Below are 15,735 nucleotides of genomic sequence, written 5' to 3' on the forward strand. Positions count from 1 at the left end.
AAAAAGGCCCGCTGCCATTTGGCAGCGGGCCTTTTTGTTGCGGGGCACCTAGGGCCTACTTGCCGAAGCAGGAACGGTACATGTAGCCTACCTGCGCTTCGCCGGCGGGGTTGGTAACGCGGGCTTTCACGAAGTACGCATCGATGGTATCCATCACTTGTACTTCCGTGCCCGAGGCCACCGTTGTCAGTTGGGTGGCTTCCTTCTTCATGCCGTCGTAGAGGGCGCATTCTACTACGGTGTTGTGTGCTACGGGTGTGCGGCTGGCCCGAGCTGCCGAGCTGCCATCGTCTTTGGCGGCGCTGCAGGCACCTAGGGCCGCGAGGGAACAGAACAGTAGAGCTTTTTTCATATAGCTGAATTACGTCAGGAAGATAAGGAATTGATTGGGGGCCGAAAAGTGAAATTATCTGTTCGGCTCCGGTTACCTACTTGCCTAGGCAAGCTTTGTACATAAAGCCCGTAAGCGTTTTGCCATTTTTGCTCATGCGCGCCCGCACAAAGTGGGCGTTGCTCGAATCCAGTACCTGGATTTTGGCGCCCACATCAATCATAGCCAGCATTTCGGATTGGGTAGAGGCTTGGCTGTAGAGGCCGCAGGTGGCGCCGGCGGTGCGGTCGATGGCAACGGGCAGCAGCGTCGGGATTTTGGCCACGTCGTCTTTGGCAGTGGCACAGGCGCCGAGCGCCAGCAAGCAGGCAGCAAACAATAGGCGGATCATGGGTAGGATTTTTGGGGAAACAGAGCTGTGCTACAATATCAAACTCGTCAGTATCATATCAAAATATTCCTGTCTTTTTATTCTACTACATTCTTAGGGATATCCTAAAACCGGGAACATACGCCCCTGCCCTAGGTGTTGTGCTAGTGTGCCGGTAAACAGGGCCGATGCGGCAAGCAGCGGCAGCTACTGGAGCATTTCACCATGCCTTTTCCTATGAAATTCATCACGCAAATTTTCACTCGTCCGGCGGCGCTGGCAGCCGTTGGGCTTACCCTGCTGTTGGGCTCGGCCGGTTGTGCCTCGGTGCCGCGTGTAGGCGTCACTTCCGATTTCGACCACGCCGTTAATTTCCGCAACTACAAAACCTGGGCGTGGTACCCCGAGCAGCCCACCGATGCTGAGGGCGGCCCGGCCAAGGGTTACAACTCCTTCTTCGACAAGCGCATGCGCCGCTCGGTGGAAGCCGAAATGGTGCGCAAGGGCATGACGAAGGTGGAGAAAAACCCCGACGTGTACGTGGCCTACTCGGCGCGCGTGGAGGACAAGCAACGCACCAACACGGCGGTGCCGTACGGCCCCTACGGCTGGCACCCCTACTGGGGTTTGGGCTGGAACCGCGGCCTGTACCAGCAACCGGTGGTTGAGTACAAGGCTGGCAACGTCATCATCGACATTGTGGATGCCAAGCGCAAAGAGTTGGTATGGCGCGGCTACGGCCAAAGCCAGGTAGACGAGCAAAACCTGTCGGATGAGGAAGTAAACCGCATCGTGACGGGCGTGTTGGGCACCTACCCGCCCACCGACAACACCGCTCGCCGCTAAGCCCGGCCGTTCTGCGCAAATTCTTCTGTTAAAAAGCCCCGCTTCTCGTCCGAGAAGCGGGGCTTTTTGCCGACGGAACCTAGGGTTGGCCTAGGTCGGCAGTTTTAGATCGGCACGTTTACGTGGCGCTCGGCGTGGTAGCTGGAGCGCACCAGCGGACCGCTCTCCACGTACTTTAGGCCGCGGCGCAGGCCTTCTTCGCGGTAGTGCGCAAACAAATCGGGGTGGATAAACTCGGCTACCTCAATGTGGCGCTTGGTGGGCTGCAGGTACTGACCTAGGGTAAGGATGTCGAGGCCGTTGGCCACAAGGTCGTCCATGGCTTGGTACATCTCGTCCTTGGTTTCGCCCAAGCCCAGCATAATACCCGATTTGGTGCGCTTGCCGGCTTCTTTGGTGCGGCGAATCTGCTCCAGGCTGCGGTCGTACTTGGCCTGCGGGCGCACCAGGCGGTAGAGGCTGCCCACGGTTTCGATGTTGTGCGACACCACCTCCTGGCCACCGGCAATCATGGTCTGCAGCGCATCCCAGTTGGCTTTCACGTCGGGTATGAGCGTTTCGATGGTGGTTTCGGGCGAGAGCTGCTTGGTTTGAACCACCGTTTCGTACCACACGCTGGCGCCGCGGTCTTTCAACTCGTCGCGGTTTACGGAGGTAATTACGGCGTGCTTCACGCCCATCAGCTTAATGGCCTCGGCTACGCGGCGGGGCTCGTCGAGGTCGTACTCGGTGGGGCGGCCCGTAGCCACGGCGCAAAACGAGCACGAGCGCGTGCAAATATTGCCCAAAATCATGAACGTGGCGGTGCCGGCACCCCAGCACTCGCCCATGTTGGGGCAGTTCCCGCTTTCGCAGATGGTATGCAGCTTATGTTCGTCCACGAGGCGGCGCACGTTGGCGTACGATTCGCCTACCGGCAGCTTCACGCGCAGCCAATCGGGCTTGCGGGGCTTGGCCGGGGCAGCCGCTTCGGGTTGTATTACGGGTAAGGTCAGGAGAGTATCCATACCACAAAGGTAGTTGGTATTGGGTAGTTGGTAGTCAGTAACCACCCAACAAAGCGTGGGTTTGGCTGCCGGCTGTATAGCCGCAACCAAACCCACGTAACGGCTGGTTCAAAGCCCTAGGTGCCTATTGCCGCTTCAGCACACAACAGCCAGCACTGCAGCTACTTGCGCTGGCCGATGTACAGCGTCACGTACACCGACGAAAACACGTTGTCGTTGATTTGCCGGTCGGGCGTGTTCAGGGCGCGCAGCACCGTGAGGCGCTTGGTGTAGGCCTCGAGCAGCACGCCCGCTTCGAGGCCCGCCACGGCGTCGCGGTAGCGGCCGTACTCAAACGTGAAAGCCCCGCGCAAGTGGGCCCCAATATTGGGTTTCAGCTCGTTGACGCCGGTAAACAGCGGCGCGCGGTCGTAAATGCGGTTCGGGTCGCTGTGCTTGCCGGGGTCGTATTGCTCCGAGCGGATGTCTTCGCGCGGGCTCGGATTGCTGGGGTCGGGCGCGGGCGTGTAGTCGTAGTAAATGTAGTACGGCATCAGCAGGCCCAACGAGGGGCCGGCCCCCACCAAGCCGTTTACCTGCACGCCCGATTCGGCCGCTTTCCGGAAGATAACGCGCTGCAACCCCACGCTCGGGCGCAACACAAACAGGTAGTTGCTTTTGCCGAGCACGTACACCCCGCCCACGTACGTTTGGGCGCGCTGCTCCTTGCGGTTTTTCACCTCCACGCCCTCAAGCATCCAAAAGCGCGACCAATCGTTGTTGAGCAAGTGCGACGAACGCACGGCCACGCCGCCGATCAGGCCGGCGTTGGAGTTGAGGTTGATGCCGTAGGTAAATTCCTTCTGGTACGAGGGGCCATCTTGCGCTTCTTGCGCGCGGGCAGCCGGCGCAGCCAAGCAAGCAGCCGCGAGCAGCACAGCAAACAAAAGCGGAGTACGCGCAGCGGTAGAAGCGGGCATAAGGAGCAAATGAGAAAGGGCTGTGCCCACGGAGCGGGCCATTCCGAAAGTACGTAAATTTGAACGCATCCGTCTGTAAGTTTTTTAGAATATATGAGCACTGCCACCGCCCGCTACGCCGGCCAGCTGCGCACCGAAGCCCAGCACGTGGCCTCGGGCACTACCATTCATACCGACGCACCGGTAGATAACCACGGACGCGGCGAAGCGTTTTCGCCCACCGATTTGGTAAGCGCGGCGCTGGGCTCGTGCATGATGACCATCATGGGCATCGTGGCGGAGCGCAGCAGCCTCGACCTCACCGGCGTTACGTTCGAGGTAACCAAGCACATGGCTTCGGAGCCCCGGCGCATTGCCGAAATCGAGGTGAGTTTCCGCATGCCGGCCGGCCTTTCGCCCAAAGACCGCACGGTGCTGGAAAACGCCGCCCGCACTTGCCCCGTTGCTCTTAGCCTGAACCCGGAAATCCGTCAGTCGGTTCAGTTCTCGTACGAAGGCTAATTGCCTTCGTTACACCGCCAAAAGGCCGCCTTTTACCGCTTTTCTGGTGCATTGCCCAGAACGGTAAAAGGCGGCCTTTGGTGTGTTGAACCCGGGGCTACCTAGGCGAGCTTTTTCTTTACCTCGCCTAGCTGAATGCTCATGTGCGAAGCATCGTAGCGGCACTCGCCATTGCGGATCAGCAGCAGCTGCGGCGACTCGTGCCGGATGCCAAACTGCTCGGCAATTTGATTGGAAATGGGCCGAAAGCGCAGCAGATCGAGGTAGTAAGGCTTTACCTTCCCTAGGCCCGCATCGGCCCACTGGCGCTCCAGCCGGCTTTTAGCCATGGCACTAATGGAGCAGCTGGTACTGTGCTTGAAAATGACGACGGGGTGTTCGGCCGATTCGCGCACGATGTCGTCGAGCTGCTCGGGCTGGGTAAGCTGATGCCACTGCATTTATTCGGTTGCTTTAATTTTTCGCTTGTTTTTCGACAACCCCAAGCCCACGCGTTGGTCGCTTACGCGCGGCGTACCGGCATTGTCGAACTTGTAACGCTCGCTGCCGTCTTTTGGGTTTCGCAGGCGGCCACTCTCGCCGGGGCGCAGGTCGTGCTTGGTAACGGCTAGGTGGCTTTGGCGCAAATCTTCGGCGGCGGGGTACTTGCGGGCGTCGCGCAGCGAGCGGCGCGCCTCTTTCTTGGGGTTCGGTTCAACAACTGATTGCTGGGCCGAGGCCGCCGTAGCAGCGCCGCACAGCAGGGTAAACACTAATGCGTAACGAAGCAGCATAGAGCGAATGGGTTAATTGCCATCGGGGGTATCGGCCGGTGCGCCTTTGGCCTTGTTGGGGTAATGCCTCGAGCGCGAAGGCACGGTACTGGGCACGCGGCTTTTGTTTTTCTTCTTAAACGAAATCCAAGGCCAGGCGGGCACACGCACGCCCAAGAGGAACTTCTCGCCGGGCTTGGCCAAGCGGCGGCGCTTGTATTTGGGCTTCTTCAGCAGGCCGTTTTTGTCGTAGCCGTTCTTTTGCACCTTGGGCGCCTCGGTGGTGGCAGTACCCGTCGAGCCGTCGGCCATTTCGGTGGCGTTCGGGTCCTTCTTCTTGGTCTTGGTTTTCTTGGTTACCGGGCCCGAGGGGTTGGGCAAGCGGTAGGGCCGGCAGCTTTGTAGCACAGGCCCGGCCAACACAATCAGCACCAGCAACTGCCAGCCCAGCCGGCGCACCCGAAGCAGCTCCATCACAAATGGCAGGGAGTAAGTAAAGTACAATCAGTTCGAAAAATACAAAGGCCGGAGAACATCCCCGGCCTTTGCGCCTAATTTAGTAGGCAAGCAGCTTTTCGAGACACTGGCGCAGGCGGCTTTCGGCCAGGAAATTTTGCTCCAGCGCGGGCGCAAACGGAATGGCCGTGTCAAGGGATGCGACGCGTTGCACGGGAGCATCCAGCGAGGTGAAGCAGTGTTCGGCAATCCAGGCGGCAATTTCGCCGCCGATGCCGCCGGTGAGCGTGTCTTCGTGCAGGATGATGACGCGGCCGGTTTTCTCGACGGTAGCACGCACGGCATCTTCGTCCCAAGGCAGCAGGCTGCGCAGGTCCAGGATGTCGCAATCCAGCTGCATCTCGTTGGCCAGCTTGGTTGCCCAGTGCACACCTAGGCCGTAGGTGATGATGCTTAGGTCGGCACCTTCGCGCGCCAGGCGGGCCTTGCCAATGGGCACGGTGTAGTACTCATCGGGCACCGGCTCGCTTACCGAGCGGTACAGCAGCTTGTGTTCAAAGAAAATAACCGGGTTGGGGTCTTCGATGGCGGCCGCGAGCAGGCCCTTGGCGTCGGAGGGCGTGCTGGGGTACACCACCTTTAGGCCCGGCGTGTGCACAAACCACGCCTCGTTCGACTGCGAGTGAAATGGGCCGGCGGCCGAACCGGCGCCGGTGGGCATGCGCACCACCACGTCGGCGTTCTGGCCCCAGCGGTAATGGCTTTTGGCGAGGTTGTTTACAATTTGGTTGAAGCCGCAGGTTACGAAATCGGCAAACTGCATTTCTACCATGGCCTTCTTGCCCCGGATGCTCAGCCCCAGGCCCGCGCCCACAATGGCCGATTCGCACAAGGGCGTGTTGCGCACGCGGCCTTTGCCGAACTGCTGCACAAAGCCGTCGGTGACTTTAAACACGCCGCCGTACTCGGCAATGTCCTGGCCCATAAGCACCAACTCGGGGTAGCGCTCCATGCTTTGGCGCAGGCCATCGGAAATGGCATCCACGTAGCGCTTTTCGGTAGTGGGCGCACCTAGGGCCGGCGCCTGGTCGGGTGCCGCGAAGGGTCGGTACATATCGGCCACTTCCTCGGCGGTGTCGGCGGTTACTTCGGGCGTGTCGAACACCACACGCCACGCCTCGTCAATTTCGTCTTTAATGGTGCGGCGGTAGCGCTGCTTGGCTTCTTCGTCGAGCACGCCTTGCTCCAGCAAGTAGCGCTCAAAGTTTTCCACCGGGTCTTTCTGGCCCCATTCCTCAAACAGCTCCTGCGGCACGTACTTGGTGCCCGAGGCTTCTTCGTGGCCGCGCATCCGGAAGGTAAGCGCCTCCAGCAGCACGGGGCGCGGGTTCTGGCGCAGGTCTTCGGCCAAGCGGCGCACGGTATCGTACACCTCCAGCACGTTGTTGCCATCTACCTGCACGGCCTCAATTCCGTAGGCCGGGCCCTTGTTGATGAAGTAGCCGTGGCGAAACTGCTCGTTGCTGGGCGTGCTGAGGCCGTAGCCGTTGTTTTCGACGATGAAGATGACCGGCAATTGCCACACGGCGGCTACGTTCAGGCCCTCGTGGAAGTCGCCCTCGGAAGCGCCGCCGTCGCCGGAGTACACCACCGTTACCTTGCCTTCGTTATCGAGCACTGAGGCCAGGGCAATGCCATCGGCCACGGCCAGCTGCGGCCCTAGGTGCGAAATCATGCCCACGATGTGGTGCTCGTTGGTGCCGAAGTGGAACGACCGGTCGCGGCCCTTCGTGAAGCCTGTTTTCTTGCCTTGCCACTGCGCAAACAGCCGATCGAGCGGCAGCTGGCGGCACGTAAACACGCCCAGGTTGCGGTGCAGCGGCAAAATGTACTCGTCGGGGTGCAGGGCCAGGGTGCTACCCACCGAAATGGCCTCTTGCCCAATGCCCGAAAACCACTTGCTTACTTTGCCTTGGCGCAGCAGAATAAGCATTTTCTCTTCGATCATGCGGGGCTTCAGCAAGCCTTCGTACAGGCGGAGCAGCTCGTCGTTCGAGTAGTCTTTGCGGTCGAATGTCATTGGGTGGAGCGAGTTCGGGAAAATGGGTGGCGGCAAAGGTAGAAGGTTGCGGCAAGTGGGCGACGATTGTTTGGCGCAACGCGCGTGCTAGCGACAGCCGACGCCATTACCTTCGTGCCTTGTCGTTTGCACTTTATCCTTTCTATGCCCCGACTTTTACCCGCGTGTGTGTTATTCCTAGGTGCTGCTACTGCACAGGCGCAACAGCCCGATTCGCTGCTTAGCCGCAGCAATTCGGTAGTTCTTCTTGTAACAGATTCTACTGCGGTTATTCCGGCTTTCGTTACCGTTCAGCCTCTGCTCGGCCGGGTGGCGGGCGTGCAGGTAACGCCCTACTCCGGCGCACCCGGCGCCAACGCGGTAGTGCGCGTTCGGGGCGCTTCGGGCGTGGCCAACAACCCGCAGCCTCTGTACTTGCTCGATGGGGTTCCGGTGTTCGAAAGCACGGGCTTTGTGCCGGCTTACAATTTGGGCCCAAACATGCCAAATTTTACAAACTGGGGGCTGAACCCGCTCCTCAGCTTGCCGGCCTCCGACATCGAATCCGTTACGGTGCTGAAAGGAGCACTTGAAACCGCCCGCTACGGGGCGCAGGGCCAGCACGGAGTAATAAGCATCCGAACCCGGCGCGGCCAAGCCGGCGGTCCGCGGTTGCGCTACACGGGTTACGCTGGCGTGCAACAGGCCCGCACCCGTTACGATTTGCTCACGGCCCGGCAATACGCCGAACTCGGCAACGAAGCCCTGCAGAATGAGTCGCGGCCGCCTTGGTACACCCCGGCCGAAGTAGCAGCCCTAGGTGCCGGTACCGATTGGCAGCAGGAGCTGCTACGTACGGCCGCTACGCACGAGCATCAGCTTAGCCTAAGCGGCGGCCTGCCCACGGTGCGCTACTACGCGGCCGCCAGCTACAAAGGGCAGCAGGGCATTTTGCGCAACTCGCACCTGCAAAACTTTACAGGCCGCGCCAATGTGGAGTACCAGCTGAGCAGCAAGCTGACGCTGGAAACGCGCCTGAGCGGCAGCCACACCACAGCAGCTCAATCTACCGAAGAGCTACCTGAGTTCATGCTTCTGGCGCTGCCCACCGAGAAACCATACGGAGCCGATGGCGAGCTTGCCAAGCCGATGTACTACATCGACAACCCGCTGCGTATTAGCCTGCTGCACCAAGTGCGCCCCGAGCAACGGCAGCTACTCGCACTCTTGCGTTTGCGCTACGCCTGGGGCAAGCATGCCACGGTGGCAGCGCTGGTGCAGGGCGAGCAGCAACGGTACAACCGCTCGGAGGATGTGCGTGCTGCCTTGACTACAGCACCGTAAGCACACGCCTGGAAAACGTTAGCAAGCACCGCCAAACTACCTTCGGCGTCGAGGCTAATTTCAACCGAACCTACCTAGGGCAACACGCCCTGCGCCTAAGTGGGCAAGCAACCCTGCAGCAATACGGCAGCAGCTTCGAGCTGAACACTTGGCGGCGCTATGGCACCACTACCGAATTCGGCAATCAATCCTCGGAGTCCGACAACCAATTGCACAGCGTAGGCACCCAAGCTGGCTACACCTACCGCAACCGCTATGCCCTCGAAGGCAGCCTCCGCTTCGACAGCGGCCGCGTGCCTCATGCCCTGCCTGTGTCGCAAAGCGTCGTCAACCCCGCACTCCAAGCCACCTGGCACGCGGGCAACGAAACGTTTTTGGCCACCCGTGGCTGGCTTTCCCAGCTCGATGTGTGGGCAGGCGTAGGCGCTACCTCTAACCTAGGCCGACAGTACGAACAAAGTTATTTACGCTATTCCACCCCTACGGCCAACGGCTACAGCGACTTGCGAATAATCAACTCAAGCCACACCCTACAGCACGACGCGGGCCTGCGTGCTGCGTGGCGGCGGTGGCTTACGCTCGAGGCAAGCGTGTACCAACGCCGCACTACCGAAACGCCGATCAAGGGCTTAATGAGTCGGAATTTTCCTGCTACGGAAGTAACCAACCAAGGACTTGAAGCCAGTTTGTCGGCTACTTGGCCGGGGCATAAACTCACAGGCCGCACCACGTTGGCAGCAGCCTTCCAAAAAAACCGTTTCAGGGTTCCCGAAAACCTACTCTACCGCGCCAACGAGCAGCAATGGCTAATCAATGGGCAGCCCATGTCCGCGTTTTACGGTTACCGTTACCTAGGGCCTGATGCCGCTACAGGTGCCCCAACCTACCTCAGCACCGCCAACAACTCGCTGGCCTACGAAGTGTTGGGCTCGGGTTTGCCTCGGCAATTGTTTAATCTGACCCAAGAGGTAGCTTACGGCCGTTGGCAGCTCCAACTGCAGGCCGACGCCATGGGCGGCTACCAAGTATATAACCAAGCCCTACACAAGCTCGACAGCCCCGACGGTTTTGTTTTCAACGGCAGCCGCCGCATGCTGATGCGTTGGACGCCCAACAACCGCAGCACCGATGTACCGGCGGCCAACACCAGCATGCTCCGCACCTTCAGCTCCTACCAATTGCAACCAGGCGACCACGCGCGCCTCACTGCGCTGATACTGCGTTACAAAGCCTGGAGCAAAGCCGAGCGGGAGATAACCGTATGGGCTGGGGGACACAACCTGCTCGTGCTTTCGCGGTACCGTGGCTTCGACCCCAACGTGAGCAGCGGAGGCTCGGCCGGTACGCAAGCCGGCCTAGACCTAGGCGCCTACCCCGTGCCGCGCACCGTCGTGCTGGGCGTGCAGGCTACGCTGTAACCGCACTCGCAGCGACTTCCGTCCGAACCTGCCACCAATTTCGTAGGTTAAGCTCTTAATCCCTTCGTTCCTACCCGCACCTCCTGCTTATATGATACAATTCCAGGAATTTACCCTCGACAACGGCTTGCGCTGTATTGTGCACGAAGATTTCACGCAGCCCATGGCCGTGCTGAACGTGCTGTACAACGTGGGCTCGCGCGACGAAAGCCCCGAGCACACCGGTTTTGCGCACTTGTTCGAGCACCTGATGTTTTCGGGCTCCGTCAACATTCCGAGCTACGACGAGCCCTTGCAACGTGTGGGCGGCGAAAACAACGCCTTCACCTCGCCCGACATCACCAATTATTACCTCACGGTGCCGGCCCAAAACATTGAAACCGGTTTCTGGCTCGAATCGGACCGCATGTTGAGCCTGGCGTTTTCCGAAAACGGCTTGGAGGTGCAGCGCAAAGTGGTGGTGGAGGAATTCAAGCAGAACTACCTCAACCAGCCCTATGGCGACGTGTGGCTAAAACTACGCCCCTTGGCCTACCAGCACCACCCCTACCAGTGGGCTACCATTGGCAAGGAAATCGGGCACATCGAAAACGCCACCATGCAGTTGGTGCGCGACTTTTTTGCCAAGCACTACTCGCCCGCCAACGCTATTTTGGTGGTGGCCGGCGCCGTAAGCCTCGATGAGGTAAAACGATTGACCGAAAAATGGTTTGGGCCCATTCCGGCCGGCACGCGCTACGAGCGGCAGCTGCCCAAAGAGCCCCGTCAAACCGAAGCCCGCCTGCTTACCGTGGAGGCCGATGTGCCGCTGAGCGCCCTGTACAAAGTGTACCACATGCCCAGCCGTGCCGAAGACGCCTACCACGCCGCCGACCTGCTAAGCGACGTGTTGGGCCGAGGCAAGTCGTCGCGCCTGTACCAGCGTTTGGTTAAGGAGCGGCCGTTGTTCAACTCTATTTCGGCATCGGTAACGGGTTCTCTCGAGCCGGGTTTGTTTGTAATCAGCGGCAAACTTAACGAAGGCGTGAGCCTGGAAGAAGCCGACGCCGCCGTTGCGGAGGTTGTGGAGGAGCTGCGCCAGCAGCCGATAACAGCCGAAGAGCTGGAGAAAGTGAAAAACCAAGCCGAGGCCAGCATTGTCTTCAGCGAGGTGGAGCTGCTGAATCGCGCCATGAACCTAGCCTACTACAAGCTCATCGGCGACGCCAACCTGGTAAACGAGGAAAGCGCCCGCGTGCAGGCCATTACGCCAACCCACGTGCTGGAAGCCGCCCGCGAAATACTGCGCCCCGACAACTGCTCGACCTTGCGATACCAGGCCCGGCCGGCGGCAGCTCACAAAAAAATAGCCGAGGCTGAAACAGCCTCGGCTTAAGTTGGCCACCTAGGGCTACTGCCCAGGTGCCACCCCGCCCCCGGTTGGGGCCCCACCTAGGGGCGCTGGCCGGGGGCTGTGTTTAGCAGGTCGGTTTGTTGGTTGTTGTCGGTGCTGCGCGGGCGCATCGAGGGCTTGGCCTGAATGGGGCGGCCCATGTAGTCGGAGCGGGTGCGGCCCGAGGGCATCAGGGGGCGGCCCGGGGCCACGCTCATGCCTTCGATGCGCTCGGGCGTACGGTCGCCGGCGCCAACGTCGCCAAAACCGCCGTTGGCCGCGTTGCCGGTAGCGCCGGCCGTGCCTTGGCCGCCCATGGCCTGCGAAGCATCGCCCGTGGCGCCGGTGCCGCTGGCCGGGGTGGTTGCCGTGGCGTTGGCGGCTGCAGGCGCCGCAGTCCCGCTGGGGGCAGCTGCGTTAGGCGTGGTCTTAGCGGGAGCGGTAGCCTTGGTAGCGGTTTTGGGCTTGGCAGCGGGCTTGGATGCCGGTGCATCCCAGCCGCTCGAGCTGCCCCAGCCGCTGCCGGAGCTACCCCAGCCATCGTTGCTCTTGCTGGAGGTCTTTTTTTGCTGGGCTTCGGCCGAAACAGCGGCCAGGCCCATGGCTAGTACGAGGAAAGCGAAGCGTTTCATAGCGAGTTAAGGGAGTGCGTGGGGGTGGAAAGGGAATTTACAGTTCTGGCAAGGCAGGTACAAGCCCGACAATCAGTTCATTAGTTTGCTACGCCGGTGGGCGAGTTCATGCGCAACCGCACCCCGTATAAAACAGTTTCATCGCCGCCGCGGCTTTGGAGCAGCTGCTTTGGGCGAGGCAGCTGCGCCGCGGCCCGCGGCCGACATGGAAGAAGCGCCCTGTGCGGGTTTGGGCTTGGGGGCTTTGGGCTTAAGCGGCCGGCCCATGTAGTCGGTAGTAAGGGCCAGGGGCCGGCCCAGGCGCATGCCGGGGGCCAGCTTCACGTCGTCGGAGGAGCGGGGCTGCGTGCGGGCGCGGTAGCCGCGGCCCGTACGGGTTCTGGTTTGGGCTTCGGCGGGCAGCTCGGCCACTACGCCAGCTAGCAACAGGAACAAGGGCAGAAGTAGACGACGGACCATGGCAGCGGGGCGTGGGGCTAAGTGAACAAAACGTACCCGCCTGATACGTACCCGCGCCGCAAAGGGTCGGGCGTTTGGCGCAGCTTGCCGGGCAATTGTGCACCTAGGGGCGCAAAAGCGCACCCGCAACCTATCTTTGCTTTTGTTATGCAGGACACGATTCAACAGCTTCGGGAGGAAATAGAGGGCTACGACGTTTCGACGGCGCAGCAGCTCGATCAGTTTCGCATTGCCTACACCGGCCGCAAAGGCCGCCTGGCCGACCTGTTCGACCAGCTCAAGACGGTAGCGGCCGAAGACCGCCGCGCCGTGGGCCAGCAGCTCAATCAGCTGAAGCAACTAGCGCAAGAGAAATTCGACCAGCGCCGCCAGCAGCTCGAAGACGAAGCCGCCAGCCAACCCGCCGACCCGGGCTACGATTACACCCTGCCGCCCGTGCCGGGTGCCCTAGGTACGCGCCACCCCCTGAGCCTGGTGCGCGACGAAATCGTGCGCATCTTCTCGCGCATCGGCTTCAACGTGGCCGAAGGTCCTGAAATAGAAGACGATTGGCACAACTTCTCGGCTCTCAATTTTGCCGAAAACCACCCGGCCCGCGAAATGCAGGACACGTTCTTCGTGCCCGCAGCCGGCGAAGAAGAGCAGAACCGCCTGCTGCGCACGCACACCAGCACCGTGCAGGTGCGCCTGATGCAAAGCCAAAAGCCGCCCATCCGCAGCATTATGCCGGGCCGTGTGTACCGCAACGAGGCCATTTCGGCCCGGGCACACATGGTGTTTCATCAAATCGAGGGCTTGTACATCGACGAAAACGTGAGCTTCGCCGACCTCAAGCAAACCATTTACTACTTCGCGCAGGAGTTCTACGGCAAGGACGTGAAGATGCGGATGCGCCCCTCGTACTTCCCCTTCACCGAGCCCAGCACCGAGATTGACATTTCGTGCCTGATTTGCAAAGGCCCGGGCTGCAACATCTGCAAATACACCGGCTGGGTGGAGATTATGGGCGCCGGCATGGTCGATCCGAACGTGCTGCGCAACTGCGGCATCGACCCCGAGCGCTACTCCGGCTTTGCCTTTGGTATGGGTTTGGAGCGTCCCACCATGCTCAAGTACCAGATCAAAGACCTGCGCCTGTTCACGCAAAACGACATGCGTTTCCTGCGTCAGTTTGAGGCTATTCACTAAGCCCTAGGTGCACTGGCCTGTTTCGTTGAGGCGAGACGCAATATCTTGCGTCTCGCTTTCTTTTTTAGCCTTGCTATGACGTCTCCTGCTGCTTTCCAAATAATTGCCGTGGTGGGCGCCGGCACCATGGGCGCGGGCATTGCCCAGCTTTGCCTGCAAGCCGGCTACCGCACCTTGCTCTTCGATGTAAGCCAAAACATGCTGCTGCGGGGTCAGCAAGCCATTGAGGCGGGCCTGGGCAAGCTGGTGGAAAAAGGCCGCATGAGTGCCGCCGACCACGACGCGGCCCTAGGTCGCCTTACCCTCACCCACGACCTGGAAAAGGTGCAAGCCGATATCGTGATTGAGGCCGTGGTGGAGAAGATGAGCGTAAAGCACCAACTGTTCGTCGACCTGGCTGCCATCAACAGCACCAGCACCGTGTTGGCCTCCAACACCAGCACGTTTCCCATCACGCAGTTGGCCGCGCCCGTGCCCCACCCCGAGCGCGTAGTGGGCATGCACTTCTTCAACCCGGCTCCGCTAATGCCGCTGGTGGAGATTATTTCGGGCGCGGCTACCGCGCCGGAGGTAAGCGAGCGGGTGCGCGAGCTGGCCGTAGCCCTAGGTAAAAAACCGGTTTTGGCTGCCGATGCCCCCGGTTTTATCGTGAACCGCGTGGCCCGACACTACTATGTTGAGAGCCTAAAGGCCTTGGAGGAAGGCGTGGCGCCGCTCGAAACCATCGACGAGCTGCTGGAGTCGGCGGGCTTCCGCATGGGCCCATTTAAGCTGATGGACCTGATCGGCGTGGATACCAACTTTGCCGTAACCAGCTCGCTGTATCACGCCTTTCACTACGACCCCAAGTTCCGGCCCAGCCGCATACAGCAGCAAAAAGTGGATGCCGGCCACCACGGGCGCAAGTCGGGCCGCGGCTTTTACCAATACTAGCCCACTACCCGAACATAAATCACCTAGGCCCACGTTAGTATCGGCATGAGCACTCTTTTGCGTTTCTGCTTGCCTGCCTCGCTGCTGCTAGCCGCAGGGCTGGCCGCGTGTTCCTCCAATACCGCTGCCGAACCCGGCATACCGTCGGCCGTGGTAAGCGAGCAGCTCAACCTCAGCAACCAACAATACGCAGCCCTGCGCTTCGACAACGGCTATGTGTACCTAGGCGGTGGTGTGCGGGGCATTGTGGTGGTGCGCCAAAACGCGCAGCAGTACCTTGCCTTCGAACGCAACTGCCCCTACGAGCCCTACAACGCCTGCGCCAAGGTCAGCGTCGATAAGTCCGGCTTCTTCATGGCCGACTCCTGCTGCGGCTCCCGTTTCGATATGCGCGGGCAAGTTACCAGCGGCCCGGCCCGCCGACCGCTGCGCCAATACAGCACGGCGCTATCGGGCAACTTGCTGTACGTCACCAACTAATTATTTCCTTTAAAAAAATTGTTGCCGAAGGGTTGCGAGAAATGATAACGCGGCGTAATATTGCACCCGCAATCAGCCACTAAGCAATTGCAAGCCGCTTCCTTAGCTCAGTCGGTTAGAGCATCTGACTGTTAATCAGAGGGTCCCTGGTTCGAGCCCAGGAGGGAGCGCAAAGAAGCCCGGTAATAGACTGACCATCAGTTTGTTACCGGGCTTTCTCTTTGCTGCTGGTACATCTCACGGACGACACTAAAAAATTCCATCAGATCGGCAAGCAATTCTTTCTCGGGTTGCCAGGCCGTAGCCGAAAGGTGCAACTGTGATACTACTGCCAGCCGGAAAGGCTTTCCCAAGGTTGGTGCTGCTCCCACTGCTGGCAGCAGAACGCGGCCAGCTGCACGTAGCCCGGCAGGCTGCCATTTAAAGCCAGAATGGCCGCTAAGTACCCAAGTGCGGCAGCGACACCAGCGCCACGGCGAGAGGCCGTGCAAGCTCCGCTTTGGCTTAGGAATTCTTGCAAAGAAGCCACGCCAGGAACAACCTAGGTGCCAGCGAAGAGTTGCTGGGAAAACTAGTAGGGCGAGGATACAGTAATCCTGCTGATTTAAAGCCCAGCGCTGAGGCAGCA

18 protein-coding genes and 1 tRNA gene are annotated in these 15,735 nt (G+C 60.3%); 9 read left to right on the plus strand and 10 right to left on the minus strand.

Annotated elements, in window-relative coordinates; translation table 11 throughout:
• Nucleotides 1–55: 55 nt before the first annotated feature.
• Nucleotides 56–352 (minus strand): hypothetical protein, encoded by a 297-nt coding sequence (locus tag D3Y59_RS11850; protein ID WP_119445244.1) that lies wholly within the window; start codon nt 350–352, stop codon nt 56–58.
• A 76-nt stretch (nt 353–428) separates the two neighbouring features.
• Nucleotides 429–722 carry an SH3 domain-containing protein gene (locus tag D3Y59_RS11855; RefSeq protein ID WP_119445245.1) on the minus strand — a complete coding sequence of 98 codons (294 nt, stop codon included), beginning with the start codon at nt 720–722 and terminating at the stop codon, nt 429–431.
• Between the two features lie 216 nt (nt 723–938).
• On the opposite strand from D3Y59_RS11855, the gene D3Y59_RS11860 reads away from it, so the two are divergent.
• A complete protein-coding gene (locus D3Y59_RS11860) occupies nt 939–1,547 on the plus strand; it encodes a DUF4136 domain-containing protein (protein ID WP_162910724.1) in 609 nt (202 codons plus the stop codon).
• Between the two features lie 104 nt (nt 1,548–1,651).
• Here the strand turns inward: D3Y59_RS11860 and lipA are convergent, their stop codons facing one another.
• Entirely contained in the window at nt 1,652–2,554 is a 903-nt protein-coding gene (lipA, locus tag D3Y59_RS11865) for a lipoyl synthase (protein WP_119445247.1), read from the minus strand.
• Between the two features lie 161 nt (nt 2,555–2,715).
• A complete protein-coding gene (locus D3Y59_RS11870; protein ID WP_119445248.1) occupies nt 2,716–3,513 on the minus strand; it encodes a hypothetical protein in 798 nt (265 codons plus the stop codon).
• Nucleotides 3,514–3,606: 93 nt separating this feature from the next.
• On the opposite strand from D3Y59_RS11870, the gene D3Y59_RS11875 reads away from it, so the two are divergent.
• Nucleotides 3,607–4,014, plus strand: a complete 408-nt coding sequence (locus D3Y59_RS11875) for an OsmC family protein (protein ID WP_059068963.1) — start codon at nt 3,607–3,609, stop codon at nt 4,012–4,014.
• 101 nt (nt 4,015–4,115) lie between these two features.
• Here the strand turns inward: D3Y59_RS11875 and ytxJ are convergent, their stop codons facing one another.
• The 4 genes from ytxJ to D3Y59_RS11895 all read right to left on the minus strand — a co-directional run bounded on the left by ytxJ (nt 4,116) and on the right by D3Y59_RS11895 (nt 7,302).
• On the minus strand, nt 4,116–4,454 hold the full coding sequence (gene ytxJ, locus D3Y59_RS11880; protein ID WP_119445249.1) for a bacillithiol system redox-active protein YtxJ: 339 nt from the start codon (nt 4,452–4,454) through the stop codon (nt 4,116–4,118).
• Entirely contained in the window at nt 4,455–4,787 is a 333-nt protein-coding gene (locus D3Y59_RS11885; RefSeq protein ID WP_119445250.1) for a hypothetical protein, read from the minus strand.
• 12 nt (nt 4,788–4,799) lie between these two features.
• Nucleotides 4,800–5,243, minus strand: a complete 444-nt coding sequence (locus D3Y59_RS11890) for a hypothetical protein (protein WP_162910725.1) — start codon at nt 5,241–5,243, stop codon at nt 4,800–4,802.
• 79 nt (nt 5,244–5,322) lie between these two features.
• On the minus strand, nt 5,323–7,302 hold the full coding sequence (locus D3Y59_RS11895; RefSeq protein ID WP_119445252.1) for an alpha-ketoacid dehydrogenase subunit alpha/beta: 1,980 nt from the start codon (nt 7,300–7,302) through the stop codon (nt 5,323–5,325).
• 144 nt (nt 7,303–7,446) lie between these two features.
• On the opposite strand from D3Y59_RS11895, the gene D3Y59_RS11900 reads away from it, so the two are divergent.
• The 3 genes from D3Y59_RS11900 to D3Y59_RS11910 all read left to right on the plus strand — a co-directional run bounded on the left by D3Y59_RS11900 (nt 7,447) and on the right by D3Y59_RS11910 (nt 11,418).
• The gene (locus D3Y59_RS11900; protein ID WP_119445253.1) at nt 7,447–8,625 is read left to right on the plus strand and encodes a TonB-dependent receptor plug domain-containing protein; all 1,179 of its coding nucleotides are present in this window, start codon (nt 7,447–7,449) and stop codon (nt 8,623–8,625) included.
• A gap of 209 nt (nt 8,626–8,834) precedes the next feature.
• Nucleotides 8,835–10,043, plus strand: a complete 1,209-nt coding sequence (locus D3Y59_RS11905) for a SusC/RagA family TonB-linked outer membrane protein (protein ID WP_119445254.1) — start codon at nt 8,835–8,837, stop codon at nt 10,041–10,043.
• Nucleotides 10,044–10,134: 91 nt separating this feature from the next.
• Nucleotides 10,135–11,418: a M16 family metallopeptidase gene (locus D3Y59_RS11910; protein ID WP_119445255.1), complete on the plus strand. Its 1,284-nt coding sequence runs from the start codon at nt 10,135–10,137 to the stop codon at nt 11,416–11,418.
• Between the two features lie 56 nt (nt 11,419–11,474).
• On the opposite strand, the gene D3Y59_RS11915 is transcribed toward D3Y59_RS11910, so the two are convergent.
• Nucleotides 11,475–12,047: a hypothetical protein gene (locus D3Y59_RS11915; RefSeq protein ID WP_119445256.1), complete on the minus strand. Its 573-nt coding sequence runs from the start codon at nt 12,045–12,047 to the stop codon at nt 11,475–11,477.
• Nucleotides 12,048–12,185: 138 nt separating this feature from the next.
• Entirely contained in the window at nt 12,186–12,506 is a 321-nt protein-coding gene (locus D3Y59_RS11920; protein ID WP_162910726.1) for a hypothetical protein, read from the minus strand.
• A 147-nt stretch (nt 12,507–12,653) separates the two neighbouring features.
• Here D3Y59_RS11920 and pheS point away from each other — a divergent pair, with 147 nt between their 5' ends.
• The 4 genes from pheS (at nt 12,654) to D3Y59_RS11940 (ending at nt 15,277) form a co-directional block, all read left to right on the plus strand.
• A complete protein-coding gene (pheS, locus tag D3Y59_RS11925) occupies nt 12,654–13,694 on the plus strand; it encodes a phenylalanine--tRNA ligase subunit alpha (RefSeq protein ID WP_119445258.1) in 1,041 nt (346 codons plus the stop codon).
• Between the two features lie 75 nt (nt 13,695–13,769).
• Complete coding sequence (locus D3Y59_RS11930; protein WP_119445259.1) at nt 13,770–14,627, plus strand: 3-hydroxyacyl-CoA dehydrogenase NAD-binding domain-containing protein; 858 nt, start codon at nt 13,770–13,772, stop codon at nt 14,625–14,627.
• 45 nt (nt 14,628–14,672) lie between these two features.
• On the plus strand, nt 14,673–15,107 hold the full coding sequence (locus D3Y59_RS11935) for a QcrA and Rieske domain-containing protein (RefSeq protein ID WP_119445260.1): 435 nt from the start codon (nt 14,673–14,675) through the stop codon (nt 15,105–15,107).
• A 96-nt stretch (nt 15,108–15,203) separates the two neighbouring features.
• Nucleotides 15,204–15,277, plus strand: a tRNA-Asn gene (locus D3Y59_RS11940).
• Nucleotides 15,278–15,735: the final 458 nt, after the last annotated feature.

Origin of the sequence: Hymenobacter oligotrophus, from assembly GCF_003574965.1 — a bacterium.
Classification (GTDB): Bacteria; Bacteroidota; Bacteroidia; order Cytophagales; family Hymenobacteraceae; genus Solirubrum; species Solirubrum oligotrophum.